This is a genomic window from Pseudomonas sp. KSR10, from assembly GCF_022355455.1.
GTDB classification, from domain to species: Bacteria; Pseudomonadota; Gammaproteobacteria; order Pseudomonadales; family Pseudomonadaceae; genus Stutzerimonas; species Stutzerimonas stutzeri_E.
This window is the reverse complement of sequence record NZ_JAKOEN010000009.1, coordinates 98954-121879: the sequence shown is the minus strand read 5'-3', so window position 1 is coordinate 121879 and position 22926 is coordinate 98954. Positions and strand designations below refer to the sequence as shown.

Here is a 22926-nt window from a genome sequence, read left to right as displayed (position 1 = left end):
AGCGCACATGAGCGATGCTGGAAAAGCCGCGAATCTGCTGGGGCAGATTCCAAAGACTGAGAACAAGGGCCTGCCACCGGTTCATTTGTGGAACCCGCCCTTCTGCGGCGATCTGGATATGCGAATCGCCCGCGACGGTAGCTGGTTCTACATGGGTACGCCGATCGGAAGACCTGCCATGGTGAGGCTGTTTTCCACGGTCATTCGACGAGACGGCGACGACTACTTTCTAGTGACACCGGTAGAGAAGGTAGGCATCACCGTTGATGACGCACCTTTCGTGGCGGTCGAGTTGGAGGTCGAGGGCAGCGGCGAAGCTCAGGTGCTTCGCTTCGTCACCAATGTCGGCGACGAAACCGAAGCGGGTGCAGAGCATCCGATGCGGGTCGAGCTCGATCCTACCAGCCAGGAGCCGGCCCCCTACGTGCATGTGCGTGCCAATCTCGAAGCGCTGATTCACCGCAATGTCTTCTATCAGTTGGTCGAGTTGGCGGTCCCGCGCGAGATCGATGGCACCAGCTGGCTGGGCGTCTGGAGCCATGGCCAGTTCTTTCGGATTGGTCGCCCCGAATAGTCGGCGTAAGGGGCAGATTTCCGAGAATTTCGCTTCTGTGCGCCCAGTAATGGCCGACTGATCAGCTGTCTGGCGGCGGAGCGGGTAGCACCTGAATGCCACGGTGCAAACCAACATTCAGTCCGTGCGCCAGAGAATCTCCGCTTCGCCACGCTCGCTGACGCTGATCCAGCGATCGGCATTTTCGACTGACTCTTCTTCCTGCCAGCCACCTGGTGCGCAGCGGATTTCCACGCTCAACGCCTGATAAGCGGCGCGTGCGCAGGCGACGTCGTCGTTCCACGGGGTCGCATCGCTTTCCAATAGCAAGCTGTGCCATTTACCGACCGCCTTCGGAAACCAGGTCACCGGGATATCGCCGGCCTTGCACTTGAACGTCTTGCCCTTGGTTTGCCAGGGAGAGCAGGGTCCAACAGCCCGGTTCAGCCATTCAGTCACGGCGTCCTGGCTGGCGTCCCTGAGGTAGATCTCGATGTCCGGTTGACGCATGGATGATGGCCTTGTCGGTGGTGGTTGCAGCCTATTGAGAAATGAACCGGCGTGGCTTGGCTGGCCTCGTAGGATTGGTCGGCTACGGCTCTCTTACGTGCGCGATGCTACCGGTCACGCTGAATCCAGTCGTAGCGTATCGCAACCCGAACCTTGAGCGGTGTGTCGATCACTGCGGCACGGCGCTCGGCGCTGGCGCGCCAGCCGTGCGGTGTCATCGCCAGCAAGTCGGCGCGGGCTTCGGCGCTATCCAGTCGCAACTCGTAGCCGAGGGTTTCACTATGGGCCAGATGCATGCCGCCGGGGATCAGCGACAGGTGCTTCTCGTCATCGTACTCGCGTACTTCGTCATACAGCAGCCCGCGCAGTTCCCAAAGATGTTCACGGGTCGGCCCCATGCGCAGCAACCCGCCGCCGGGCGCTAGCAGGCGCTCAGCTTCGCTCCAATCCAGCGGGCTGAACACGCTGGCGAGCAGGCCGCAGCTGGCGTCAGCCAGCGGCACCCGGGCCATGCTCGCGACCAGCCATTCCAACTGCGGTGCGCGTTTGCACGCCCGCTTGACCGCCTCGCGGGAAATGTCCAATGCATAACCTTCGGCATCCGGCAGGGCTTGGGCGATCTGAGCGGTGTAGTAGCCCTCGCCGCATCCGATGTCCAGCCAGCGCGACGGCGAGCGTTCGGCCGCCAGCTGCGCCAGACGAGCCGCCAGCGGCGCGTAGTGGCCGCCGTCGAGAAAGCGTCGACGCGCTTCTACCATGGCCTGGTTGTCACCCGGGTCGCGGCTGTTCTTGTGTTGCACCGGCAGCAGGTTCAGGTATCCCTGGCGGGCGCGATCGAAACGGTGATTCGCCGGGCAGGCGACACCATTGTCGACCGTGGCGAGCGCGCCCTGGCAGAGCGGACAGATCAGCATGCGAGCAGGTTGACCAGGGTCTGGTAGTAGATTTCGGTCAGCAGGTCGAGATCGCTGGCGAGGATGTGTTCGTCGACCTGGTGGATGGTCGCGTTGACCGGGCCGAGTTCCACGACCTGGGTGCCGAGCGTGGCGATGAAACGGCCATCGGACGTGCCACCGCTGGTCGATGGCGTGGTCTCGCGGCCAGTGACCTGGCGGATGGCCGCGGCCACGCCATCGAGCAGCTCGCCAGGCTCGGTGAGGAAAGGCAGGCCGGACAGCGCCCAGTCGACCTTCCAGTCCAGGCCATGCTTGTCGAGAATCGCGGCGGTACGTCGCTGCAGTCCCTCAACGGTGGACTCGGTGGAGAAGCGGAAATTGAACACCGCTTCCAGGGTGCCGGGAATGACATTGGTAGCGCCGGTGCCTGAATTCAGATTGGAGATCTGGAAGCTGGTCGGTGGGAAGAAGGCGTTGCCGTCGTCCCAGTGCTCGGCAGCCAGTTCGGCCAATGCTGGCGCGGCGAGATGAATCGGATTCTTCGCCAGGTGGGGATAGGCCACGTGGCCTTGCTGACCGCGCACCGTCAGGGTGCCGCCGAGCGAGCCACGGCGCCCGTTCTTCACCACGTCGCCGACCAGGTTGGTGCTCGAAGGCTCGCCAACAATGCACCAGTCCAGTCGCTGAGCACGCTCACGCAGGCGCTCGACCACGGCCTTGGTGCCGTGATGGGCCGGACCTTCTTCGTCGCTGGTGACGAGGAAGGCGATCTGCCCCTTGTGGTTGGGATAGTCCGCGGTAAAGCGTTCTACTGCGACGATCATCGAAGCCAGGCTGCCCTTCATGTCCGCCGCACCGCGCCCGTGGAGCATGCCTTTCGCGTCGATGCGGGCGGCGAATGGCGGGTTCTGCCAGGCGTGCAATGGGCCGGTGGGCACCACGTCGGTGTGGCCGGCAAAGCACAGCACCGGGCCTTCCTGACCGCGGATCGCCCAGAAATTTTCCACGTCCTCGATGTGCATCGACTCGATCGCGAAGCCGCAGGCCGCGAGACGTTCGCTCATCAGCTGCTGGCAGCCCTCGTCCAGCGGAGTCACCGAAGGCCGGTTGATCAGCTCGCAGGCGAGTTCGAGGGTGGGCGAGAGGGCGGCGGTGGTCATCACGGCTCCGAGGCAGGCGGGAAAAAGAGCGCCATATTAAAGCAAAACCTGGGTTCTGCCGTGCTGTGCGTAGTGCCTTCGGCGGAGCCGACAGGAAAAGGTGTTCTGCCTGTCGCTTGGTGCCGGGCCTGAGGCAGCGTGATGCACGGCCCTGTGTCAGCCGGAGCGAAGGAACATATAATCGCCCGAGTCTTTTTCGGGGTATCGACATGTCCATTGACGATCAGCGTTTCGGCGGTATCGCCCGTCTTTACGGCTCCCTAGGCCTCGGGCGGCTGGCGGCAGCGCATGTCGCCGTGGTCGGGATCGGCGGGGTCGGGTCGTGGGCGGCCGAGGCGTTGGCGCGCAGTGGCGTCGGCGAAATCAGCCTGTTTGATCTGGATGATGTCTGCCTTACCAATACCAACCGGCAGGTTCATGCATTGGACGGTGCGGTCGGCAAGCCCAAGGTCGACGAGATGGCGGCGCGAATCAAGGCGATCAATCCGGGCTGCGTGGTGCACGCCGTTGCAGACTTCGTCACCCGAGAGACCATGGCCGAATACATCACCGAGCAGATGGATTGCGTCATCGATTGCATCGACAGCGTGCCGGCCAAAGCCGCGCTGATCGCCTGGTGCAAGCGGCGCAAGATCCAGATCATCGCCACAGGCGGTGCCGGTGGCCAGGTTGACCCTACGCAAATTCAGGTTGCCGACCTGAACAAGACCTTCAACGATCCACTCGCGGCGAAGGTGCGCTCGCTACTGCGGCGCGAATATAACTTCTCACGCACGCCGGGGCGCACCTACAGCGTGCCCTGCGTGTTTTCCACCGAGCAGCTGCGCTATCCGAAACCGGATGGCGGCGTCTGCCAGAGCAAGAGTTTCGTTGGTGAAGGGGTCAAACTCGACTGCGCTGGTGGCTTTGGTGCGGCGATGATGGTTACTGCCAGTTTCGGCATGGTGGCGGCGGCGCGTGCCGTCGACAAGCTGGTCGCCGGCGCCAGGCGGCCGTCGGAGCGAACACGAGGCTGATGACTGGGGTCAGTCACGCTGGTGTGCCATTGGCGCGCCGAGTGCGATCAGCCGCTCGAGGCCAACTCGCGCATTCGCTGCAGCACGGCATTCATTCCATTGGCGCGCGACGGCGACAATTGCCGCGATAGTCCGAGTTGCCCGAACCAGTCGGCAATATCCAGCCGCTGCAGTTCGCTCGCGCGCAGACCGTTCGCGCGCAGCAGCAGGACCGCGAGCAAGCCTCGCAGCAGGCGGGCTTCACTGGTGCCGCGGAAGTGCCAGTGATCGCCGCGCGGCTCGCCGAGCAGCCAAAGCTTGCTGTCGCAACCGGTTACGAGATTATCGTCGGTGCGCTCGGTGTCGCTGAGCGGTTCGAGGCGATCACCCCATTGCATCAGCAGGCGCGCACGCTGTTCCCAGCCCGCTGCCTGCTGGAAGCTCTGCAGCGCTCCTGTGGCGGCAATGGACAGCTCGCTCATTGCAGGATTTCCATGGCACGGTCCAGGGCGCCGAAGAAGCGCTCGATGTCGGCGCCGTCGTTATACAGCCCGAGCGATACACGAATGGCGCCATCAACCCCGAGCGCCTTCATCAGCGGCTGGGCACAGTGGGTTCCGCTGCGTATGGCGATGCCTTGCTCGGTCAGGAGGTGGGCCAGATCGCCGTGATGCACGCCGTTCACGGTGAAACTGGCGAGCGCCAGCCGAGGTTCGCCCAGCAGCCGCACGCCTTCGCGCACCGCGAGCCCGGCCAGTAGCTTCGTGTGCAGGGCCTGCTCATGGCCGGTCACCGCCGTTGCGTCCAGTTTGGAAAGGTAGTCCAGGGTCGCACCGAGGCCAATGACCGCGCCAATGGGTGGCGTACCGGCCTCGAAGCCTAGCGGTGCGGCGTGGAACTCGGCATGCTGAAAATCAGCGACGCGGACCATCTCGCCACCGAATTGCCAGTGCCGGAGCTTGAGCAATGACTCGCCTCGCCCATAGAGCGCGCCGACGCCTTCGGGTCCGTAAAGCTTATGGCTGGACAGCACGTAGAAGTCGCAAGCCAGCGCTTGCATGTCATGCCGTCCATGCACGACGCCTTGCGCGCCATCGACGATTGTCAACGCCCCCTGAGCCTTCGCCAAGGGCAACAATTCGGCAAGTGGTTGCCAGGCGCCGAGCACGTTTGACAGCTGGCTGACGGCAAGCAAACGGGTCCGCGGGCCGATGAGGCTGGCGGCCCGCTCCAGATCGATCACGCCGCGATCGTCCAGCGGCAACACCCGTAGCTTGGCATTGCGCCGCTTCGCCAGCTGCTGCCAGGGCAGCAGATTGGCGTGATGCTCTAGCGCGCTGACCACGATCTCGTCATCCGTGTCGATCAGCGGTTCCAGGCCATAGGCAAGCAAGTTCAGCGCTTCGGTGGCGCCTCGGGTGAAAACGATTTCGGTCGGGCTGGCCGCATTAAGCCATCGTGCCACCTTGATTCGTGCGTCCTCAAAGGCGCGCGTCGCGCGCTCTGCCGGCTGATGCTGGGCGCGGTGCACATTGGCGGTGCCGCAGGTGTAATAACCCGTCAGCGCGTCGATCAACGCTTGGGGTTTTTGCGCCGTGGCGGCGCTGTCGAGATAAGTCTGGCCCTGGGCTTCGAGAATCGCCAGGGCCGGAAAGTCGGAGCGCCAGGGGGACAAGAGCATAGCGTTAGGCCTGAAGCTGGAGGCTGGAAGCCAAAGCGGTGCGCTGTTGCGTTCAGCTTCCGGCTCTGGCCCCCAGCCAAGCGGTCAGTTGTGCGCGTGCAGCGCTTCGTTCAGCTCGATCGCCGATTTGTGAGTCTTGCATTCCACCGCGCCGTTCTGAGAATTGCGGCGGAACAGCAGGTCTGTCTGGCCGGCAAGTTCGCGTGCCTTGACCACCTTGACCAGCGCGCCCTGTTCGTCGAGCAGGTTTACCTTGGTCCCGGCGGTGATATACAGGCCTGCTTCGACAGTGTTGCGGTCGCCGAGCGGAATACCGATGCCGGCGTTGGCGCCGATCAGGCAGCCTTCTCCCACGGAAATGACGATATTGCCGCCACCCGACAGCGTGCCCATGGTCGAGCAGCCGCCGCCCAGGTCCGAGCCCTTGCCTACGAACACGCCCGCTGAGACGCGCCCCTCGATCATGCCTGGGCCTTCGGTGCCGGCGTTGAAGTTGACGAAACCTTCATGCATCACCGTGGTGCCTTCGCCCACATAGGCGCCAAGCCGGATGCGTGCGCTATCGGCGATACGCACGCCGGCCGGCACCACGTAGTCGGTCATCTTGGGGAATTTGTCGACGGAAACGACTTCCAGCAGATAGCCCTTCAGACGCGCTTCCAGCTGACGCTCGGCCAACTCGGCCAGATCCACCGCTCCCTGATTGGTCCAGGCGACGTTGGGCAGCAGCGGGAAGATCCCAGTCAGGTTCACGCCGTGCGGCTTGACCAGGCGATGGGAGAGCAGGTGCAACTTCAGGTAGGCCTCGGGTGTGGACGTCGGTGCAGTGTCTTCGGCGAGCAGCGTGACCACCAATGGGCGCTGACTTTCGGCCAAACGGGTCAGCAGGGCGTGCTGTGCGGTGTCGAGCGGCTTGATCGCATCGGCCAGTTGAGCGGCCTGGGTCGTGCTGATGGCAATCGCCTGGTTGCCGCCTTCATAGCCGAGCAGCGGCGCAATGACGGCAACCAGTTCACCGGCCGGGCGCAGCAGCGGCTGCGCGTAGAAGACTTCCAGCCAGCTGCCCTGACGATTCTGGGTGCCGACGCCGAAGGCCAGGCTGAATAGGGTGTTGCTCATAGGGAAAATCCTTCTTATTAATCGCGGCTCGTCGTGGCGAGCGGTATCAGTTCTTGGCTGCCAGCGCGGCAGCGTAAATGTCCGGCTTGAAGCCGATTAGCGTCTTGTCGCCCAGGTCGAGCACCGGGCGTTTGATCATCGACGGCTGGGCCAGCATCAGCTCGATGGCCTTGGCCTGATCGAGGTCGGCCTTCTGCGTGTCGTCCAGCTTGCGGAAGGTGGTGCCTGCACGGTTGAGTACGATTTGCCAGCCGTGTTCATCGCACCAGGCTTCCAGATGGGCGCGGTCGATCCCGGCGCTCTTGTAGTCATGGAAGTCATAGCTTAGCCCTTGCTGGTCGAGCCAGGTGCGGGCTTTTTTCATGGTGTCGCAGGCTTTGATGCCGTACAGACAGAGTCCTTTGCGTTTCTCGGGCATGACAGCTCCGCGTTCTCCGGCCAAACTGGGCCGCGGATTATGCCACGATGAGGCAAAGCCTGCCGCCCGTTGGGGCACTGCCTGGCAGGGTGCGTTGTCGCTCAGGAGGGCCTTAGCCCGTGGCGCTATCGGCTTGGCTGAGCAATCGTTCGATTGCCTGAGTATCGGTAGGGCGCACCACTCGAGCCAATTCCTCTCCCTGGCGCATCAAAATCAGGGTTGGCCAAAGCTTGACCCGGAAGGAGCGGCCCAGCGGGCGGCCCGGTCCATCCTCGATTTTCAAGTGGCGAATGTCGCGCTCGGCCATGGCTTGGGCGAGCAGAGGCTGCGCCGTACGGCAATGACCGCACCAGCCTGTACCGAACTCGAGCAGAGTGAGACCGTCGAGCGCATCGACCTCGTCGCGGGAAGGGGCGTTGGACATGTAGGTTTCGCTCATTGGCATAGAGGGCTCCCGGTCGTCTGTTTATAGGTGGAGTCGCGGCAGTGCCATGGGTTCAGTGAGTGGGTCACGAAGAAGACGTTCGACCTTTTTCTCCCTCTACGTTGTCCATTGATCACAGTCGCAACGATGAGGTCATGTATGGCACGCAAGCATTTCGAAAACCATGAAGCCATCTCGTCCGCCGTTCCTGCCGATGACGGATTCGAGGCAGTGATAGCCGTGAAACGGCGGGGGACGGAAGAAAACGCCCAGGTATTCAAGGTGGCTAACGGGCGGCGGTATGACCTTGCCTCCGAGGCCGAGACTGCAGCCGAAGCTGCACTGACCAAGGTCACGGAGGTCAGCGACGAAGGTGAACTGATCTGGGAAGAGAACGCAATCTGAAGGAGGATGCCATGAACGAACCCGAAAAACCGGATGTGGACGAGCGTGACAAAAGCGACGAGCCCGTCACTGGGGACATTCCAGAGCACATGAAACCGGAAAATCTGGAAAAACTGCGCGATTACGGCAAGGACAAGATCCCGCCGGGGGTGGCCTGAATCGGTAAGCCGGACGTCGCAACGTCCGGCTTCCAGATCACGACTTGGCGATGAAGGCGCGGATGCGCTCGGCAGCCTCGACGCAATCGGCGAGCGGCGCCACCAGCGCCATGCGTACCCGGCCCGTGCCCGGGCTGAATCCATCCACTTCACGTGACAGATAGGAGCCCGGAACTACGGTCACGTGTTCGCTGGCAAAGAGTTCGCGCGTGAACTGCTGGTCATCGCCAGGCGTCTTAGGCCACAGGTAGAAGCCGCCATCGGGACGCTGCACCTCCATAACGGAGGTGAGGATGTCCAGCACCGCATCGAACTTCTCGCGATACAGCTGACGATTGGCCTGTACATGAGCTTCGTCGTTCCAGGCGGCGATGCTGGCCAGCTGTGTTTGCACCGGCATGGCGCAGCCGTGATAAGTGCGGTAGAGCAGGAACGCCTTGAGGATATCCGCGTCGCCAGCGACGAAACCTGAGCGCAGGCCGGGCAGATTGGAGCGCTTGGACAAGCTGTGGAAGACCACGCAGCGTTTGAAGTCCTCGCGTCCCAGGGCGGCGCAGGCGGTCAACAGCCCTGCCGGCGGGTGTTCTTCGTCGAAGTACAGCTCGCTGTAGCATTCGTCCGCAGCAATAACGAAGTCATATTCGTCGGCCAGAGCGATCAGCCGCTTGAGCGTCTCGAGTGGCACCAGCGCGCCGGTGGGGTTGCCCGGCGAGCAAAGGAAGAGGATCTGAGTGCGTCGCCAAGTTTCTGCCGAGACCGCATCGAAATCAGGGTTGAAACCGTTTTCGGCGGTGCAGGGCAGATAATGCGGCGCGGCGCCGGCCAGAAGCGTTGCGCCTTCATAGATCTGGTAGAACGGATTGGGGCTGATCACCAGCGCATCGGCGCTGCGCTTGACCACGGCCTGGGTGAAGGCGAAGAGCGCTTCGCGAGTACCGTTGACCGGCAGCACGTGGCGCGCCGGGTCGATGCTCCCCGCCGTAACGCCGAAGCGACGCTCGCACCAACGGGCGATCGACTCACGCAGTGCAGCAATCCCAAGGGTGGACGGGTATACCGCGAGTTGGTCCAGATTCGTCGCCAGTGCCTGGGCCACGAAATCGGGCGAAGGATGTTTCGGCTCGCCGATCGACAACGCAATCGGGCGCTTGTCGGCCGGCGGTTGCGCGCCGGCGAGTAACACGCGAAGTTTCTCGAACGGGTAGGGCTGTAGCAGGGACAGGTCGTCATTCATGGTCGGAGTCTTCGAAGCGTAGGGAAGCGCGGCGATGGGCGCTTCGATAGGTTCATTCGTTGCGGGCGCCACCGTAATAGGCGCAGCCACGCAGTGTCTGGTTGTCGAGGCGCAGCTCGGCGGTCAGATGGCTGACGGCACCGGTGGCACCATCGACGCAGCGTTGCGGGGCGACCCAGAGATCGATGCGTTGGCTGTTGGCTTCGCTGCTGAAATTGGTTTGCCCGCCGGGCAACTGCTCCTCCAGATAGGGCACCGCCAACGGCGCCTGGCCGGGCCGCTCGAGCAACAGGCCTTTGGTCGTGATTCGAACGCTCCAGCCCGGTTCGTGACCGCCGGCGCGCAGTGCCAGCTGGTTGAATCCGCTCGCGTCGCAGCCGGGTCCTTCGCTCTGAAGGCGGTAAACCTGGGTCAGCTGCATTTGGCTGCTGCCATCGGCGCGTGAGATCAGCCTGCCACGCACATCGGCGAACAGCGGTCGGCCGCTGTCGGAGAGCAATGCCTGGGCATCGTCAGACAATCCGGTCGTGCCGGTATCGAGCAGCTCGACCTGTCGCTGACCCTGACAGCTACGCAATAGCAGCATCCCTTCGTTGCGCGTGACTTCGCCCTGCAGCCGTTCGACCGCTTGCCGAGATGGCTCGTCGCGCCAGGAAAACGCTTGGCAGCCAGCGAAAATCGGCAGCAGAAGGAGCAGCAGGGAGCGGGGGTAGGTCATGACGGACTCGGCGTAGCAGCGGACGGTAAGGCGCCAGCAGGCTGGCGCGGTGGGGATCAGTTACCCTTCACGGCTTTGCCGTCGACGGTGCCTTCGTCGAGCATGATCTGGTATTCCTTGCCGTCCTTTTCGATCTGGTGCAGGCGGACCAGCAGGTAATCCCAATCGGTGGCGAACCAGAGAATGGTCTGGCGTTTGCTCTGCGTCGGATCGCGCACGCGTTCCACTTTGATTGCGTCGACCTGGCCGGCTTTGGTGCTGACCTTCTCCTCGCCGAGTACGCGGAAGTCATAGGTTTCGATTTCATCGCCGTCGACCACCTGGTAACTCATGCTCTTTTCGCCCGCCGCCACGGCGTGTTGAAGCGCGATCTGGTAGGTGGACTTGTCCAGCAGGCCGCGGTTGAGCGGCAGCTTGACCGGGTCGCCGCGATCTTCGCCGACAACCTGTTTGGCGGCCCAATCGAAATCATGCTTGATGGTCTTGCCCTTGCCGAGCCCGCTGCGCTTCAGGCGATACTTCTGCGGCAAGAAGCTTTCGCCCTCGACCTTGAACGTGCTGCGTTCATTGAAACTGGCTACCAGCATGGAAGCCTCGAAATCCAGTTCCCAGATGTCACCCTCGCGCTTTTCCAAGCTGCGCTGGGCGGTGCCGCTGACAGGAACTTGCTTCCAGTCTGCGGTATAGCTGGCGGAGAAGGGCTTGAGCTCCAGGGCCTGAACTGGCAAAGCCAGTACGGCAAGAGCAAGCAGCAAGACGCGACGCATAAGATCTCCTAGATTCGTAACAGATGGCCGGTAGTCGGCAGTGGGGCGCCATCCAGCATCGCGCCTTGCTCGGTAAGGCGCAAGCGGCCTTCGGCAAACCAGCGAACGGCCAGTGGGTAGATGATGTGCTCCGCCGCATGCACCCGATCGGTCAACTGGCCGATGCTTTCGCCGTCTTCGATGGTGAGTGTGGCCTGTACGGCAACCGGCCCGCCATCGAGCTCTTCGGTGACGAAATGCACGCTGCAGCCGTGCTCGCGATCGCCGGCTTCGAGTGCGCGGCGATGGGTATCCAGCCCCTTGTACTTCGGCAGTAGGGACGGATGAATGTTAAGCAGCCGGCCCTGGTAGTGACGGACGAAGCCAGGGGTGAGAATGCGCATGAAACCGGCCAACACCACGAGCTGTGGCTTGTGCCCATCGATGACGTGCATCAGAGCCGCATCGAAGGCTTCGCGGTCGGCAAAGTCCTTGTGCTGCACCACGTGGGTGACAATACCGACAGCTTGTGCACGCTGGAGGCCGAACGCTTCGGCGCGATTCGAAACAACCGCACGGATGCGCACCGGATTGTTTTCGCCCAGGCTATCGATCAGAGCCTGCAAGTTGCTGCCAGACCCTGAAATCAGCACCACGACGTCGCAGGGTGCGCTCATCAATGACTTTTCAGGTTGTTCAGTACGACGCGGTCTGCGGCTTCGTCAGCCGATGCGATCCGGCCGATCACCCAAGGGCTTTCGCCAGCGCTGCGCAAGTTGTCGAGAACGGTCTCGACCTGCTCCTGAGCGACGCAGATGACCATGCCGACTCCGCAATTCAGCACGCGGTGCATTTCATGCTCCTCGACGTTGCCTTGCTGTTGCAGCCAGTCGAAAACCGCAGGACGTTGCCAGCTGCCGACGTCGATAACGGCCTGGCTGCCTTCGGGTAGCACGCGCGGAATGTTGTCCAGCAGGCCGCCGCCGGTGATGTGCGCCATGGCCTTGACCGCACCGGTGTCCTTGATCAGCTTGAGCAATGGCTTGACGTAGATGCGGGTCGGCGCCATCAGCAGCTCGGTGAGCGGCTTGCCATCGAGTTGGGTGTTCTCGATGTCGGCTCCGGCTACTTCGATGATCTTGCGGATCAGCGAATAGCCATTGGAATGCGGGCCCGAAGAAGGCAGTGCAATCAGAGCATCGCCGGCAGTCACTGTCGAGCCGTCGATAATTTCGCTTTTCTCTACTACGCCGACGCAGAAACCGGCTAGGTCGTAGTCTTCGCCTTCATACATGCCGGGCATTTCGGCCGTCTCGCCACCTACCAGCGAACAGCCGGCCAGCTCGCAGCCGGCGCCGATACCGGTAACCACGGTGGCGGCGATGTCGACGTTGAGTTTGCCCGTAGCGTAGTAATCGAGGAAGAACAATGGTTCGGCACCACAAACCACCAGATCGTTGACGCACATGGCCACCAGGTCCTGACCAATGCTGTCGTGCTGGTTCAGGTTCAGGGCCAGGCGCAGCTTGGTACCCACGCCATCTGTACCGGATACCAGCACCGGCTGCTTGTAGCCAGCGGGTATTTCGCAGAGCGCGCCGAAGCCGCCCAGGCCGCCCATGACTTCAGGACGCGCGGTGCGCTTGGCCACACCCTTGATGCGTTCGACCAGCGCCTCGCCTGCATCGATGTCGACACCGGCGTCCTTGTAGCTGATGGAGGGTTGCTTGCTCATAATCCGGACCTGTGAGGAGAGTGCGGGGCGACCGGTGGGACGAGACGATTGTCTCAACGTGGCGAAGGCGCCGGACCGGTCTGCGGAAAGCGCGCGATTTTATCAGGCTTGCCGCAGAGCGGCCATCCCGGACGCAGTTGCGTCGGGCAAGTTCGCACAAACTGCCTGGTTTTTTTAGCCGCATGCGCAACAGCCAAGTGCGGCGGTTGCCCCGATTCAGGCGCCTGTTTAAGGTATAACGCTTGATTCATCGTGGCCGGTCGTCATCGCGACCGACCGGCTCCCCACGACTGGCCAGCCAGCGAGTATTTCCATGCGCCTCATTCCCCGCTTTTTTTTCGCCCTCTGCGGTGTGGCCGCATCTGCCCACGCCATGGCTGCGCCCCTCAGCGATCTTTACAAGGTGCGTGAACCGGTTGCCAGCCAGCAGCCGGCGGAACGTGAGGAGGCGCTGCGCAAGGCATTCGATACCTTGGTCTTGCGCCTCACGGGTAAGGCCGAGGCGGACCAGGCCGCCGTTGCGCAGTTACGCAAAGATCCGCAACAGCTCGTCAGCCGATATGCCTATGAAGACAATGCGGTCGTGGTGAACTTCGACCCGACCACTACCGAGCGTGCGCTGCGGTCCGCCGGGTTGTCGTTGTGGGGGGCTGACCGCCCCAGCATTCTCACCTGGTGGCTGGGAACGTCGCCAGAAGGCTCGCAGCTCGTCGGCGATGCGCAGGAAGGTTCGTCCGAACTGCGCGCGGCCGCCCAGCATCGCGGCTTGCCGTTACGTCTGCCACTGGCCGATCTGAGTGAGCAGCTCGCAGCCACCACCGAGGCCGTCTCGGCGAAAGAACCACAGGCGCTCCGCGAAGCCTCGGAACGCTACGATGCCGATGGGCTGCTGGCGGTGGTGGCGAAACAGTCCGGTGAAGCCTGGGAAGCCAACTGGCGGCTCTGGCTCGGTGACCAGCAGACGCAAGGCAAGGCGAGCGGTGACAGCCAGGCTGCAGTGGCCGATGAGGTGATGCTGGCAGTCAGCACGTTCCTGGCGCCGCAGTATCGGGTGGCGCCAGGGGAGACGTCGGAGATCACGCTCGAGGTGCTGGGCGCCGATGTCGATCGGTTTGCCGAGCTGGATCGCCTGCTCGAACCTTTCGGTGCGCGCTTGCAGCGAGTCGAAAGCGACCGGTTGGTGTATCGCCTCAACGCCAGCCCGGAGCAATTGCGGGCGCAGTTGGCATTGGCGCGGCTGCATGAGGTCCCTGCCGATGAAGCCGCTGCGCCGCCGCTTGGCGCCGACGTGCCGGCTGGCGAGGTCGGCGCACAGCCGATCGACGCCGAAGCACCGCTCGAGGAGCCGGTTCAGCCTGCTGCCGAGCAAATCCCACCGGCAGAGCAGGGCGAGGTGCTGCGCTACCGCTGGTAGCAGTATGAGCGGGCCGCCATGCCCGATACAACCGGAGCGGGCGCTGCAATTGGCGGCGCCCGCCGGCTACGAACCTCCTCTTTCGCCTGCAGTGGCCGTGCGGCCTCGAATCAACCGGAGCAAGGCGTCTTGACCATGACGATCACTCATACCAACCGCTGGCTATGGCTGGCGGCGTTATTACTGCTTGGCTGGCTGATCTATCAGCTTTCACCCATTCTTTCGCCGTTTCTAGTCGGCATTCTGCTGGCCTACCTGGGTGATCCGCTGGTCGATCGGCTGGAGCGCTGGAAACTGTCCCGCACCTGGGGCGTGATACTGGTGTTCGCGTTGTTCAGTCTGCTGTGTCTGGTGCTACTGCTGGTACTGGTGCCGATGCTGGGTAAGCAGCTGATGCATCTTTATCAATTGGCACCGTTGGGACTCGACTGGTTGCAGATGACGGCACTGCCCTGGATGCAGATGCAGTTCGGCCTCGATGAGGACTTTTGGCGCTTCGACCAGATCAAGAGCGCTTTTTCCGCCAATCTCGGCAGCACCAAAGATGTGGTAGCGGTCATTCTGAGTCAGGCCACGGCCTCCAGTATCGCCTTGCTGGCCTGGTTGGCGAACCTGCTGTTGGTACCTGTGGTGTGCTTCTATCTGTTGCGCGACTGGGATTTGATCATGGCCAAGCTTCGGTCGTTACTGCCGCGGCGGCGCGAAGAAACCGTCATGGTGCTAATGCGCGAATGCCACGAGGTGATCGGTGCCTTTCTGCGAGGTCAATTGCTGGTGATGCTGGCGCTTGCCGTGGTCTATTCCGTCGGACTCATGCTGGTCGGCGTAGAGCTGGGGTTGTTGATCGGCGTGCTGGCTGGTCTCGCCAGCATCGTGCCGTACATGGGATTCGTGGTCGGTATCGGTGCGGCCCTGATCGCCGTACTGTTCCAGTTCGGTCTCGAGCCCTATCCATTGCTGGGCGTCGCGGCGGTGTTCACGGTCGGGCAGATGCTCGAAGGCATGTTGCTGACGCCGTTATTGGTTGGGGATCGGATCGGTTTGCATCCGGTAGCGGTGATCTTCGCGGTGCTGGCTGGCGGGCAGCTGTTCGGGTTCACCGGTGTGCTGTTGGCGTTGCCTGTGGCTGCGGTGATCATGGTTCTGCTGCGTCACGTGCATGATCTCTATAAACTCTCGGACCTTTACGCCGAGCCGCCGGTCGAGCCGCCCCGCCAACCATGAAACCCATTCAACTGCCCTTGGGCATCCGTCTTCGTGACGATGCCACCTTCGCCAACTTCTACCCGGGCGCCAATGCCGCTGCGCTGGGCTACGTCGAACGGGTCTGTTCGCCGGAAACCGGCTGGTCCGACGAGTTGGTCTACCTCTGGGGCAGTACTGGGGTCGGGCGCAGCCATCTGTTGCAGGCCGCCTGCCTGCGCGTCGAGCAGCGAGGCGAGTTGGCCGTGTATCTGCCGCTTGCCGATGTGGCTGAGTATGGCCCGGCGCTGTTGGATAATCTGGAACAGAGCGAGTTGGTCTGCCTGGATGATCTGGATGCCGTGGCGGGCGATCCGGTGTGGGAGGAAGCTCTGTTTCATCTGTTCAATCGACTACGCGACAGTGGCCGCCGTTTGCTGCTTGCCGCAGATGCCTCTCCGCGAGAAATCGCCGTGCAGCTGGCGGATCTCAAGTCCCGCTTGAGCCTTTCACTGGTATTTCAACTGCAGGAATTGTCGGACGAGGACAAGCTGCGCGCCCTGCAGCTTCGTGCCTCGCGCCGCGGTTTGAATCTGCCGGATGACGTCGGTCGCTTTATCCTCACCCGCGGTGCGCGCAGCATGAGCGCGTTGTTCGAATTACTCGATCGGCTGGACCAGGCCTCGCTGCAGGCGCAGCGCAAGCTGACCATTCCGTTTCTCAAGCAGACGCTCGGCTGGTAAGGGCAGGATGCAGCTGCTTCGTTCGTTCTAGCCGCTGGCGCGGCCGAACGTCGGGCGGGTGCGCTGAAACCTTCTCCGAGAAGTGCGAAGGCCTGGGTAGGGTGGGCTTCGGTCCAGCGAATACCGAACTGGCCACTCCCTCGCACACGACGCCTTCAGCGCCGTTCTCTCATGGCACTGTTGCTGTGCCGCGGGCCCGCCTCAGCTTTCGCCCGAGGCTTTGCGCTCGTACTGATAAGCCCAGCGGGTATAGAGCAGCGCACTGACGAAAAGCGTCAGGCTGATGATTGCCTCCAACCATCCATATATCGCTCGGGCGGGATTGATGGCGGCGAGTACGCCCTGAATGAAGTAGAGATTGACGATGAAGCAAGTCCAGGCATGAGCGCGTGGGCTGCCCGAGATCATGCCTGGGGCGACCAGAAGCAGCGGAATCAGCTGGATGCCGACCACGACCCAAGTGCGCGCACCGTGCAGGTCGGCGAAAACCAGATTCCAGATGGTCAGCAGGACAGCGAGGCCGATGAAGCTGGCCAGGCTTATTGCTCGGCTGAGTTTTACCCGGGGCGTCAGCCATTCCAGGGAGGGGAGTGGTTTAGGCGTTCTAGCCACGGTCATTCTCCAGACGCTTGGCGGTTTGCGCGAGGCGCTGGCCCAGGGCTCGACAGAGGTGGATTTCATGCTCATCCAGCAGACGCTTGCCGTCTGCGCCAGCATGGTGGCTGGGACCGTAGGGGGTGCCGCCGCCGCGGGTCTCGAGCAGGGCGTTTTCGCTGTAGGGCAGGCCGAGCACCAGCATGCCGTGGTGCAGTAGGGGCAGCAGCATGGATAACAAGGTCGACTCCTGGCCGCCGTGCAGGCTCGAGGTCGAGGTGAAAACGCCGGCGGGTTTGCCCACCAGTTCCCCCGTCAACCAGAGCCCGCTGGTGCCGTCGAGAAAGTATTTCAGCGGGGCGGCCATGTTGCCGAAGCGGGTCGGGCTGCCAAGAGCCAATCCGGAACAGTTCTTCAAGTCGTCGAGTGTGGCGTAGACCGCCCCTTGCGCCGGGATCGTCGGCGCCACTGCCTCGCATTCGGTGGATATCGCCGGTACGGTGCGCAACCGTGCCTCGAGGCCACTTTGCTCCACTCCGCGCGCAATCTGTCGCGCCATTTCGGCCGTCGCGCCGTGGCGGCTGTAGTACAGCACCAAGATGTACGGCGCACTCACGGCAGGATCTCCAGCACTTTCTCCGGCGGCCGGCCGATCACTGCGACATCGCCGGCAACCAGAATCGGCCGCTCGATCAGTCTGGGATGCGCGACCATCGCATCGATGATCTGGGCGTCGGTGAGCGCTGGATCCGTCAGGTTGAGCGCCTTGTACTCCTCTTCACCGCTACGCAGCAGCTGTCGGGGTGCAATGCCCAGACGAGCTAGAATCTGCTTGAGTTCTGTGGCCGAAGGAGGTGTTTCCAGATAGCGGATGACGGTCGGGGTCAGGCCGCGCTGTTCGAGTAGTTCCAGCGCGCCGCGTGATTTCGAGCAGCGTGGATTGTGATAAAGGGTCAGTTCGGTCATTTGTAATTGCTTCGCGCCAGTGTAGGCAGCCATTGTAACCTTCAATATGGCGAGGCCTGAAACGCCAGTCGCAGGTAACTGTCTGCGAAGATGGACTTTCGGTTGTCATAAGCCTGTGAACAAGCGCGTCCGAAAATCGCGATTGGCACCAAGGGGATGGAATGCAGCAACGAGTCAAGGATTTCGTAGAGTTCGGCCGTTTCCTGGTGCAGCGCTTCCTGGCGGATCGCGGCCCACACAGTGCCGCCGCGTTGACCTACACCACGCTATTTGCGGTGGTGCCGATGATGACGGTGACCTTCGCCATGCTGTCTGCCATTCCAGCGTTCCAGGGGGTTGGCGAGCAAATCCAGATGTACATTTTCAGCAACTTCATACCCTCCACGGGCGCAACCATCCAGGAGTATCTGGTTGCCTTCACGGATCAAGCAAGGCAGCTCACCTGGTTTGGTGTCGGTTTTCTGATGGCGACGGCACTGATGATGCTCCTGACCATCGAAAAAGCGTTCAACGTGATTTGGCGGGTGCGTCAGCCACGCCGTGGCATCTCGAGCTTTCTTCTGTACTGGGCGATTCTGAGCCTCGGCCCGCTGTTGCTGGGTGCGGGGTTCGCCATGAGCACCTACATCACCTCACTGTCATTGATCTCCGGCCCGCACGCACTGATCGGTGCACGCACCGTGCTCAAAGCGATGCCACTGGTGCTCAGCATTGCTGCGTTCACCTTGATCTATGCCGCCGTGCCGAATACCCGGGTGCCGCTACGGCACGCCATTGTCGGAGGTAGCTTCACGGCGGTTTTATTCGAGGCGGCCAAGCAGATGTTCGGTTTGTATGTCAGCTATTTCCCCAGCTATCAGCTGATCTACGGAGCCTTCGCCGCGGTGCCGCTGTTCCTGCTCTGGGTTTATCTTTCCTGGATGATCGTGCTGTTCGGTGCGGAGCTGGTATGCGGGATGTCTTCGTCCCAGCAATGGCGGCGTCGCTCGGTCCCGCGCCTGCTGGTCATGCTCGGTTTGCTGCGGGTGCTTTACGAAAGCCAACTGGCTGGACGTGAGGTGCGGCTGCGCGACGCCCATCGAAATGGCTGGCAACTGCCAGAGGACGAGTGGGACGAGATCCTTGAGTTCTTCGAGCGCGAGCAACTCGTCTGCCGGACCGGGTCATCCGGATGGGTGCTATGTCGCGATCTCAACCATTACAGCTTCGATCAATTGTTGCGTTGTAATCCCTGGCCGCTCTCGGGCAGACACGCGTTGCCGGAGCATCTGGACGAGCCATGGTATCCGACGCTGCGGCAATCGCTGGAGCTGCTGGAGAAGGAGCAGGCCAGCCTGTTCGGTGGTAGTGTCGCGGACTGGCTGCAAGCGCGACGGATATGAACGAGCCGGTGCCCGGCATCGCAAAGGAGCGAAGATGATCAAACGATCCATTGGGCTAGTCAGTGTGCTCATCAGCCTGACGCTGGCTGGCTGCTCAGAAGACTGGGGGCCCGACCAACACGGTGCCGCTGTCACGTCGCAGCAACTCGAAGGCCAGTGGTTGTTGATCAACTATTGGGCCGAATGGTGCGGCCCATGCCGTACCGAGGTTCCCGAGCTGAACGCGCTGGACCAATCGAGAGACGACATCACCGTGCTCGGGGTCAATTTCGACGGGCTTCAGGGGGACGAATTGATCGCTGCGGCTGACGCGCTGGGCATAGGTTTCAGAGTGCTCAGCGTGGACCCTGCCGAGCGACTGGACTTGCCACGCAGTACGGTACTTCCGGTGACCTACATCGTCGACGGCTCTGGAACGGTCCGCGAAAGTCTGGTTGGCGAGCAGACTGCCGAAGGGCTCCAGACTCACCTGAAGCGGCTGGAGCGATAGGTCTAAAGCTTTCAAACAAGGTAGTGCGCTATTTTTTGCTGCAGGCGCCTATCAAGGCTTCACGTACCAGAAGTCTTGCCAGAAGCCGATGACCTTCGCCGGGTAATGCTGTTTGCCGAGGCTGCCGTTGTAGCGAGCCAGAGCGCGATTGATATCACCGTTTTCCTTTTTCAGGTAATAGCTGAGGATCGTGCAGCCGTAGCGCAGATTGGTGGCGTTGTCGGTGAGATTGTCCTGTGGGCGCCCTAGTTCGGCTTTCCAGAATGGCATCACTTGCATCATCCCTTGCGCGCCCACGCTGGAAATGGCGAATCGGTCGAACCGGCTTTCGGCATGGATCAGCGCCAGTACCATGTCAGGTCTCAGCCCCGCCTTGCTAGCTTCCTGATGCACCAGCCGCAAAAGCGTCAGCCGTTCTTGCGGATCGGGGACGTAGCGTTTGAGACGGGTCGACATGTCCAGCAGCCAGACTTCCGCGTCAAACCGATCCTCAAAGCTCTCGGCCTCCAATACGGTGCGCTGCATCAGCTCGCGCAGCTCCGGCTCGGGTGCTTGGCGAACAGCTGCAGAGATCGGCCAGGCAGCCATCAACATCAGCAGCCATAGGCTGGGTAGGGCTTTCACTGGGGAGCGGTCTCAGTCGTCTTCGCCCGGATCGCTGGCCTGGCGACCAGCGTCTTGCATCAGGCTACGGAGAAACTCCTGCTGCAGATCCGGATCGTTGTGGGTCAGTTCGATCAGGCTCTGCTCGAGTTCGCTGGCTTCCTCCTCGAGCCCCAGCTCCGAGAGTCGTTTGACGCGATGGACCCACTGGTTGACGTCGTCGCCTTCGAGATCGTCGAAAATGAGGTCGTGGGCCTCGAGCAGCTTGCCACGCAGGTTGCGACTGACCAACAACATCGCGTCGGCGCGGGTCGCATCCTGTGGATCTTCTACCTGCAATTGGAGTTTACCGACCTGGCTAATGTCTTGGTCGGTGAATGGGCCATCCAGCAGATTCAACCGCAGTATGCCGTTGCGGTCGGTACTCAGCTCATGGGTCTCGGGGCCTGCAACGACCAATACCGGACGCTCGGCCCAAGGCAGGCTGGAGTACTCGAGCCGAGCATCGCCGCGTTGCTCGTCGAGGCTGGCGAGGTTCTGCTGTGAGCGACCATTGGATTCGACATTGATGAAAGGGTTAAGGCCCGCAAAGCCGTAGCTGATCCAGTCACGAGTAACGCTCTCCGGTAAGTTACCGAGCATGACCACGTTGAGCACATTGGCCCCTATTCCGGCGACCACCGCAACGCTACCCAGTGGGATTTCGTACAGCTCGCGCCATGCCTGGTACGGCGTATAGCGGTCATAGCGGCGGGTTACCTCGAAATCGGTGACCTCGAAGGTCTTCTGGTCGAGCACGCGAACACGCCGCTGTGGCAATTCCAGTAACGGGGCACCCACTTCTATGCGCAGGCTGTGGTCAAGCAGCTTGCGTTCGGTACGGGCTTCGTGTTCGCTGCGTTGGGGCAGATGGTTGGCGCAGCCACCCACAAAAAGCGCCATGCAAAGCATGGCGCAGGTTGAAGCACTTCGGTTGAGCATGATTTCCGTCAGCGACTGGCGCGCGAATTGATGAACTCGAGGATGTCAGCGGCCGGCACAGCCTGGCTTTCAGTATCACGACGATGCTTGTATTCCAGCGTGCCGTCAGCAAGTCCGCGATCGCCCACGACGATGCGATGCGGGATGCCCACCAACTCCATATCGGCGAATTTGACGCCGGGACTGGTCTTTTTGTCACGATCATCGAGCAGCACATCGTAGCCGGCAGCGGTGAGTTCCGCGTAGAGCTTATCGGTCGCTTCGCGAACGGCCTGGTTCTCGTACTTCATCGGTACCAGTGCGATCTGGAACGGTGCTAGCGCATCCGGCCAGAGAATGCCGCGGTCGTCGTAGTTCTGCTCGATTGCGGCGGCAACGACGCGCGAAACACCGATGCCGTAGCAGCCCATGGTCAGAACCACCGGCTTGCCGTTTTCGCCCATGACGCTGCAGTTCATCGCCTCGCTGTACTTGGTGCCGAGCTGGAAGATATGGCCAACCTCGATGCCGCGCTTGATGACCAGCGTACCCTTGCCGTCGGGGCTCGGGTCTCCAGCGACCACGTTGCGCAGATCGGCCACTTCAGGCAATGGCAGGTCGCGCTCCCAGTTGACGCCGAAATAGTGCTTATCTTCCTGGTTCGCGCCAGCTGCGAAGTCGCTCATAAGCGCGACCGAACGATCGACGATGCAGGTGATAGGCAGATTCAACGGGCCCAGCGAGCCAGGGCCGGCGCCCATGGTGGCACGGATCTCCGCTTCCGTTGCGAACACCAGGGGGCTTTCTACCTCAGCCAGGTTCGCCGCCTTGATCTCGTTCAGCTCGTGGTCGCCGCGAACGATCAACGCGACCAGTTGGCCTTTCTCGGCACCCCGCACGACCAGTGTCTTGATGGTCTTTTCGATGGGCAGCTGGAACTGCTCGACCAGTGCGGCAATTGTCTTGCAGTTAGGCGTATCCACCAAGCGCAGCTCTTCGGTGGCGGCGCCGCGCCCGGCTTCGCGCGGGATGGCCTCGGCCTTTTCAATGTTGGCGGCATAATCTGAGCTGTCGCTGAACGCGATATCGTCTTCGCCGGACTCGGCCAGCACATGGAATTCATGCGAACCGGTGCCGCCGATCGAGCCGGTATCGGCCTGTACGGCGCGGAAATTCAGCCCCAGGCGGGTGAAAACGTTGCAGTACGCCTGGTGCATACGGTCATAGGTTTCCTGCAGCGACTGCTGATCCGCATGAAAGGAGTAGGCGTCCTTCATGAGGAATTCACGCCCGCGCATCAGGCCGAAGCGCGGACGGATCTCGTCGCGGAACTTAGTCTGAATCTGATAGAAATTCATTGGCAGCTGCTTGTAGCTGTTCAGCTCGTTGCGTGCCAGATCGGTGATCACCTCTTCATGCGTCGGACCGACGCAGAACTCACGATCATGGCGATCCTTCACGCGCAGCAGTTCAGGGCCGTACTGCACCCAGCGGCCCGACTCCTGCCAGAGCTCGGCAGGTTGGATCGCCGGCATCAGCACTTCCAGCGCGCCGGCCTTGTTCATTTCGTCCCGGACGATTGCCTCGGCCTTGCGCAGTGCACGCAGCCCCATCGGCATCCAGGTATAGAGACCGGAAGCCAGCTTGCGAATCATTCCGGCACGCAGCATCAGCTGGTGGCTGATGACCACAGCGTCGGAAGGGGTTTCTTTGAGGGTCGAGAGCAGGAACTGACTGGTGCGCATGTGGGCCGTTGTGTCCTTGCAGAGCGATGAATATGGCTCGGCATTGTACGGCGGCGCCACGGTGGCGTACAGAATCGATCGGCTGGCTGGGCTGC

The 22926-nt window shown here is 62.0% G+C and carries 28 protein-coding genes; 9 read left to right on the top strand and 19 right to left on the bottom strand.

Annotated elements, in window-relative coordinates; all coding sequences use genetic code 11:
• Window positions 1–7 precede the first annotated feature (7 nt).
• Window positions 8–574, top strand: a complete 567-nt coding sequence (locus tag MCB86_RS03635; protein WP_239609838.1) for a DUF1285 domain-containing protein — start codon at window positions 8–10, stop codon at window positions 572–574.
• Between the two features lie 117 nt (window positions 575–691).
• Here the strand turns inward: MCB86_RS03635 and MCB86_RS03630 are convergent, their stop codons facing one another.
• The 3 genes from MCB86_RS03630 to dapE all read right to left on the bottom strand — a co-directional run bounded on the left by MCB86_RS03630 (window position 692) and on the right by dapE (window position 3119).
• Window positions 692–1063: a hypothetical protein gene (locus MCB86_RS03630; protein WP_239609835.1), complete on the bottom strand. Its 372-nt coding sequence runs from the start codon at window positions 1061–1063 to the stop codon at window positions 692–694.
• 107 nt (window positions 1064–1170) lie between these two features.
• Window positions 1171–1977 (bottom strand): putative RNA methyltransferase, encoded by an 807-nt coding sequence (locus MCB86_RS03625; RefSeq protein WP_239609832.1) that lies wholly within the window; start codon window positions 1975–1977, stop codon window positions 1171–1173.
• The gene (gene dapE / locus MCB86_RS03620; RefSeq protein ID WP_045162861.1) at window positions 1971–3119 is read right to left on the bottom strand and encodes a succinyl-diaminopimelate desuccinylase; all 1149 of its coding nucleotides are present in this window, start codon (window positions 3117–3119) and stop codon (window positions 1971–1973) included. The genes MCB86_RS03625 and dapE overlap by 7 nt, the downstream gene beginning before the upstream one ends.
• Window positions 3120–3328: 209 nt before the next feature.
• Here dapE and tcdA point away from each other — a divergent pair, with 209 nt between their 5' ends.
• The gene (tcdA, locus tag MCB86_RS03615) at window positions 3329–4135 is read left to right on the top strand and encodes a tRNA cyclic N6-threonylcarbamoyladenosine(37) synthase TcdA (protein ID WP_239609830.1); all 807 of its coding nucleotides are present in this window, start codon (window positions 3329–3331) and stop codon (window positions 4133–4135) included.
• A gap of 47 nt (window positions 4136–4182) precedes the next feature.
• Here tcdA and MCB86_RS03610 read toward each other — a convergent pair whose 3' ends face one another.
• From MCB86_RS03610 to MCB86_RS03590, 5 genes are all read right to left on the bottom strand, one after another.
• The gene (locus MCB86_RS03610; protein WP_045162859.1) at window positions 4183–4596 is read right to left on the bottom strand and encodes a SufE family protein; all 414 of its coding nucleotides are present in this window, start codon (window positions 4594–4596) and stop codon (window positions 4183–4185) included.
• Window positions 4593–5795: an aminotransferase class V-fold PLP-dependent enzyme gene (locus MCB86_RS03605; protein ID WP_239609828.1), complete on the bottom strand. Its 1203-nt coding sequence runs from the start codon at window positions 5793–5795 to the stop codon at window positions 4593–4595. Before MCB86_RS03605 ends, MCB86_RS03610 begins: the two co-directional genes overlap by 4 nt.
• Window positions 5796–5879: 84 nt before the next feature.
• Window positions 5880–6914, bottom strand: coding sequence for a 2,3,4,5-tetrahydropyridine-2,6-dicarboxylate N-succinyltransferase (gene dapD / locus MCB86_RS03600; protein ID WP_239609826.1), 1035 nt, complete (start codon window positions 6912–6914; stop codon window positions 5880–5882).
• A 46-nt stretch (window positions 6915–6960) separates the two neighbouring features.
• Complete coding sequence (locus MCB86_RS03595; protein ID WP_045162856.1) at window positions 6961–7332, bottom strand: ArsC family reductase; 372 nt, start codon at window positions 7330–7332, stop codon at window positions 6961–6963.
• A 112-nt stretch (window positions 7333–7444) separates the two neighbouring features.
• Window positions 7445–7777, bottom strand: coding sequence for a thioredoxin family protein (locus MCB86_RS03590; protein ID WP_045162855.1), 333 nt, complete (start codon window positions 7775–7777; stop codon window positions 7445–7447).
• 138 nt (window positions 7778–7915) lie between these two features.
• Here MCB86_RS03590 and MCB86_RS03585 point away from each other — a divergent pair, with 138 nt between their 5' ends.
• Both MCB86_RS03585 and MCB86_RS03580 read left to right on the top strand, forming a co-directional pair.
• Complete coding sequence (locus tag MCB86_RS03585; protein WP_045162854.1) at window positions 7916–8161, top strand: hypothetical protein; 246 nt, start codon at window positions 7916–7918, stop codon at window positions 8159–8161.
• Window positions 8162–8172: 11 nt separating this feature from the next.
• Window positions 8173–8319, top strand: a complete 147-nt coding sequence (locus MCB86_RS03580) for a hypothetical protein (protein ID WP_239609824.1) — start codon at window positions 8173–8175, stop codon at window positions 8317–8319.
• A 37-nt stretch (window positions 8320–8356) separates the two neighbouring features.
• On the opposite strand, the gene dapC is transcribed toward MCB86_RS03580, so the two are convergent.
• Genes dapC through purM form a run of 5 tightly spaced genes read right to left on the bottom strand, consistent with a single transcriptional unit; the run spans window position 8357 to window position 12755 of the window.
• The gene (gene dapC, locus MCB86_RS03575; RefSeq protein WP_045162853.1) at window positions 8357–9553 is read right to left on the bottom strand and encodes a succinyldiaminopimelate transaminase; all 1197 of its coding nucleotides are present in this window, start codon (window positions 9551–9553) and stop codon (window positions 8357–8359) included.
• A 52-nt stretch (window positions 9554–9605) separates the two neighbouring features.
• Window positions 9606–10271 (bottom strand): hypothetical protein, encoded by a 666-nt coding sequence (locus tag MCB86_RS03570; protein WP_239609822.1) that lies wholly within the window; start codon window positions 10269–10271, stop codon window positions 9606–9608.
• Window positions 10272–10327: 56 nt separating this feature from the next.
• On the bottom strand, window positions 10328–11038 hold the full coding sequence (locus MCB86_RS03565; protein WP_045162851.1) for a DUF3108 domain-containing protein: 711 nt from the start codon (window positions 11036–11038) through the stop codon (window positions 10328–10330).
• An 8-nt stretch (window positions 11039–11046) separates the two neighbouring features.
• A complete protein-coding gene (gene purN / locus MCB86_RS03560; protein ID WP_045162850.1) occupies window positions 11047–11694 on the bottom strand; it encodes a phosphoribosylglycinamide formyltransferase in 648 nt (215 codons plus the stop codon).
• Complete coding sequence (gene purM, locus MCB86_RS03555) at window positions 11694–12755, bottom strand: phosphoribosylformylglycinamidine cyclo-ligase (RefSeq protein WP_196298676.1); 1062 nt, start codon at window positions 12753–12755, stop codon at window positions 11694–11696. Before purM ends, purN begins: the two co-directional genes overlap by 1 nt.
• 370 nt (window positions 12756–13125) lie before the next feature.
• Here purM and MCB86_RS03550 point away from each other — a divergent pair, with 370 nt between their 5' ends.
• The 3 genes from MCB86_RS03550 to hda all read left to right on the top strand — a co-directional run bounded on the left by MCB86_RS03550 (window position 13126) and on the right by hda (window position 16091).
• Window positions 13126–14166 (top strand): DUF2066 domain-containing protein, encoded by a 1041-nt coding sequence (locus tag MCB86_RS03550; RefSeq protein ID WP_239609871.1) that lies wholly within the window; start codon window positions 13126–13128, stop codon window positions 14164–14166.
• Window positions 14167–14301: 135 nt separating this feature from the next.
• Window positions 14302–15390 carry an AI-2E family transporter gene (locus tag MCB86_RS03545; RefSeq protein WP_239609820.1) on the top strand — a complete coding sequence of 363 codons (1089 nt, stop codon included), beginning with the start codon at window positions 14302–14304 and terminating at the stop codon, window positions 15388–15390.
• Window positions 15387–16091, top strand: a complete 705-nt coding sequence (gene hda, locus MCB86_RS03540) for a DnaA regulatory inactivator Hda (RefSeq protein ID WP_045162846.1) — start codon at window positions 15387–15389, stop codon at window positions 16089–16091. Before MCB86_RS03545 ends, hda begins: the two co-directional genes overlap by 4 nt.
• A gap of 201 nt (window positions 16092–16292) precedes the next feature.
• Here hda and MCB86_RS03535 read toward each other — a convergent pair whose 3' ends face one another.
• The 3 genes from MCB86_RS03535 to arsC are packed head-to-tail and all read right to left on the bottom strand — an operon-like array spanning window position 16293 to window position 17651.
• Window positions 16293–16703, bottom strand: a complete 411-nt coding sequence (locus MCB86_RS03535) for a DUF2069 domain-containing protein (RefSeq protein ID WP_045162935.1) — start codon at window positions 16701–16703, stop codon at window positions 16293–16295.
• Window positions 16696–17301 carry an NAD(P)H:quinone oxidoreductase gene (wrbA, locus tag MCB86_RS03530; protein WP_239609818.1) on the bottom strand — a complete coding sequence of 202 codons (606 nt, stop codon included), beginning with the start codon at window positions 17299–17301 and terminating at the stop codon, window positions 16696–16698. The genes MCB86_RS03535 and wrbA overlap by 8 nt, the downstream gene beginning before the upstream one ends.
• Window positions 17298–17651: an arsenate reductase (glutaredoxin) gene (gene arsC, locus MCB86_RS03525; RefSeq protein WP_045162934.1), complete on the bottom strand. Its 354-nt coding sequence runs from the start codon at window positions 17649–17651 to the stop codon at window positions 17298–17300. Before arsC ends, wrbA begins: the two co-directional genes overlap by 4 nt.
• Window positions 17652–17812: 161 nt before the next feature.
• Here arsC and MCB86_RS03520 point away from each other — a divergent pair, with 161 nt between their 5' ends.
• Both MCB86_RS03520 and MCB86_RS03515 read left to right on the top strand, forming a co-directional pair.
• Entirely contained in the window at window positions 17813–19033 is a 1221-nt protein-coding gene (locus MCB86_RS03520; protein ID WP_239609816.1) for a virulence factor BrkB family protein, read from the top strand.
• Window positions 19034–19067: 34 nt separating this feature from the next.
• On the top strand, window positions 19068–19523 hold the full coding sequence (locus MCB86_RS03515) for a TlpA disulfide reductase family protein (protein WP_239609814.1): 456 nt from the start codon (window positions 19068–19070) through the stop codon (window positions 19521–19523).
• A 51-nt stretch (window positions 19524–19574) separates the two neighbouring features.
• On the opposite strand, the gene MCB86_RS03510 is transcribed toward MCB86_RS03515, so the two are convergent.
• The 3 genes from MCB86_RS03510 to MCB86_RS03500 are packed head-to-tail and all read right to left on the bottom strand — an operon-like array spanning window position 19575 to window position 22831.
• Window positions 19575–20117, bottom strand: a complete 543-nt coding sequence (locus MCB86_RS03510) for a lytic transglycosylase domain-containing protein (RefSeq protein ID WP_045162933.1) — start codon at window positions 20115–20117, stop codon at window positions 19575–19577.
• Window positions 20118–20159: 42 nt separating this feature from the next.
• Window positions 20160–21107 (bottom strand): hypothetical protein, encoded by a 948-nt coding sequence (locus MCB86_RS03505; RefSeq protein ID WP_045162842.1) that lies wholly within the window; start codon window positions 21105–21107, stop codon window positions 20160–20162.
• A gap of 8 nt (window positions 21108–21115) precedes the next feature.
• Window positions 21116–22831 (bottom strand): proline--tRNA ligase, encoded by a 1716-nt coding sequence (locus MCB86_RS03500; protein WP_239609812.1) that lies wholly within the window; start codon window positions 22829–22831, stop codon window positions 21116–21118.
• Between the last annotated feature and the right edge of the window lie 95 nt (window positions 22832–22926).

Bases quoted from the DNA above. Each gene is read 5' to 3' on its own strand.
- MCB86_RS03635 (WP_239609838.1), top strand. From the start codon at position 8: ATGAGCGATGCTGGAAAAGCCGCGAATCTGCTGGGGCAGATTCCAAAG.
- MCB86_RS03630 (WP_239609835.1), bottom strand. From the start codon at position 1,063: ATGCGTCAACCGGACATCGAGATCTACCTCAGGGACGCCAGCCAGGAC.
- MCB86_RS03625 (WP_239609832.1), bottom strand. From the start codon at position 1,977: ATGCTGATCTGTCCGCTCTGCCAGGGCGCGCTCGCCACGGTCGACAAT.
- dapE (WP_045162861.1), bottom strand. From the start codon at position 3,119: ATGACCACCGCCGCCCTCTCGCCCACCCTCGAACTCGCCTGCGAGCTG.
- tcdA (WP_239609830.1), top strand. From the start codon at position 3,329: ATGTCCATTGACGATCAGCGTTTCGGCGGTATCGCCCGTCTTTACGGC.
- MCB86_RS03610 (WP_045162859.1), bottom strand. From the start codon at position 4,596: ATGAGCGAGCTGTCCATTGCCGCCACAGGAGCGCTGCAGAGCTTCCAG.
- MCB86_RS03605 (WP_239609828.1), bottom strand. From the start codon at position 5,795: ATGCTCTTGTCCCCCTGGCGCTCCGACTTTCCGGCCCTGGCGATTCTC.
- dapD (WP_239609826.1), bottom strand. From the start codon at position 6,914: ATGAGCAACACCCTATTCAGCCTGGCCTTCGGCGTCGGCACCCAGAAT.
- MCB86_RS03595 (WP_045162856.1), bottom strand. From the start codon at position 7,332: ATGCCCGAGAAACGCAAAGGACTCTGTCTGTACGGCATCAAAGCCTGC.
- MCB86_RS03590 (WP_045162855.1), bottom strand. From the start codon at position 7,777: ATGCCAATGAGCGAAACCTACATGTCCAACGCCCCTTCCCGCGACGAG.
- MCB86_RS03585 (WP_045162854.1), top strand. From the start codon at position 7,916: ATGGCACGCAAGCATTTCGAAAACCATGAAGCCATCTCGTCCGCCGTT.
- MCB86_RS03580 (WP_239609824.1), top strand. From the start codon at position 8,173: ATGAACGAACCCGAAAAACCGGATGTGGACGAGCGTGACAAAAGCGAC.
- dapC (WP_045162853.1), bottom strand. From the start codon at position 9,553: ATGAATGACGACCTGTCCCTGCTACAGCCCTACCCGTTCGAGAAACTT.
- MCB86_RS03570 (WP_239609822.1), bottom strand. From the start codon at position 10,271: ATGACCTACCCCCGCTCCCTGCTGCTCCTTCTGCTGCCGATTTTCGCT.
- MCB86_RS03565 (WP_045162851.1), bottom strand. From the start codon at position 11,038: ATGCGTCGCGTCTTGCTGCTTGCTCTTGCCGTACTGGCTTTGCCAGTT.
- purN (WP_045162850.1), bottom strand. From the start codon at position 11,694: ATGAGCGCACCCTGCGACGTCGTGGTGCTGATTTCAGGGTCTGGCAGC.
- MCB86_RS03550 (WP_239609871.1), top strand. From the start codon at position 13,126: ATGGCTGCGCCCCTCAGCGATCTTTACAAGGTGCGTGAACCGGTTGCC.
- MCB86_RS03545 (WP_239609820.1), top strand. From the start codon at position 14,302: ATGACGATCACTCATACCAACCGCTGGCTATGGCTGGCGGCGTTATTA.
- hda (WP_045162846.1), top strand. From the start codon at position 15,387: ATGAAACCCATTCAACTGCCCTTGGGCATCCGTCTTCGTGACGATGCC.
- arsC (WP_045162934.1), bottom strand. From the start codon at position 17,651: ATGACCGAACTGACCCTTTATCACAATCCACGCTGCTCGAAATCACGC.
- MCB86_RS03520 (WP_239609816.1), top strand. From the start codon at position 17,813: ATGCAGCAACGAGTCAAGGATTTCGTAGAGTTCGGCCGTTTCCTGGTG.
- MCB86_RS03515 (WP_239609814.1), top strand. From the start codon at position 19,068: ATGATCAAACGATCCATTGGGCTAGTCAGTGTGCTCATCAGCCTGACG.
- MCB86_RS03510 (WP_045162933.1), bottom strand. From the start codon at position 20,117: ATGTTGATGGCTGCCTGGCCGATCTCTGCAGCTGTTCGCCAAGCACCC.
- MCB86_RS03505 (WP_045162842.1), bottom strand. From the start codon at position 21,107: ATGCTCAACCGAAGTGCTTCAACCTGCGCCATGCTTTGCATGGCGCTT.
- MCB86_RS03500 (WP_239609812.1), bottom strand. From the start codon at position 22,831: ATGCGCACCAGTCAGTTCCTGCTCTCGACCCTCAAAGAAACCCCTTCC.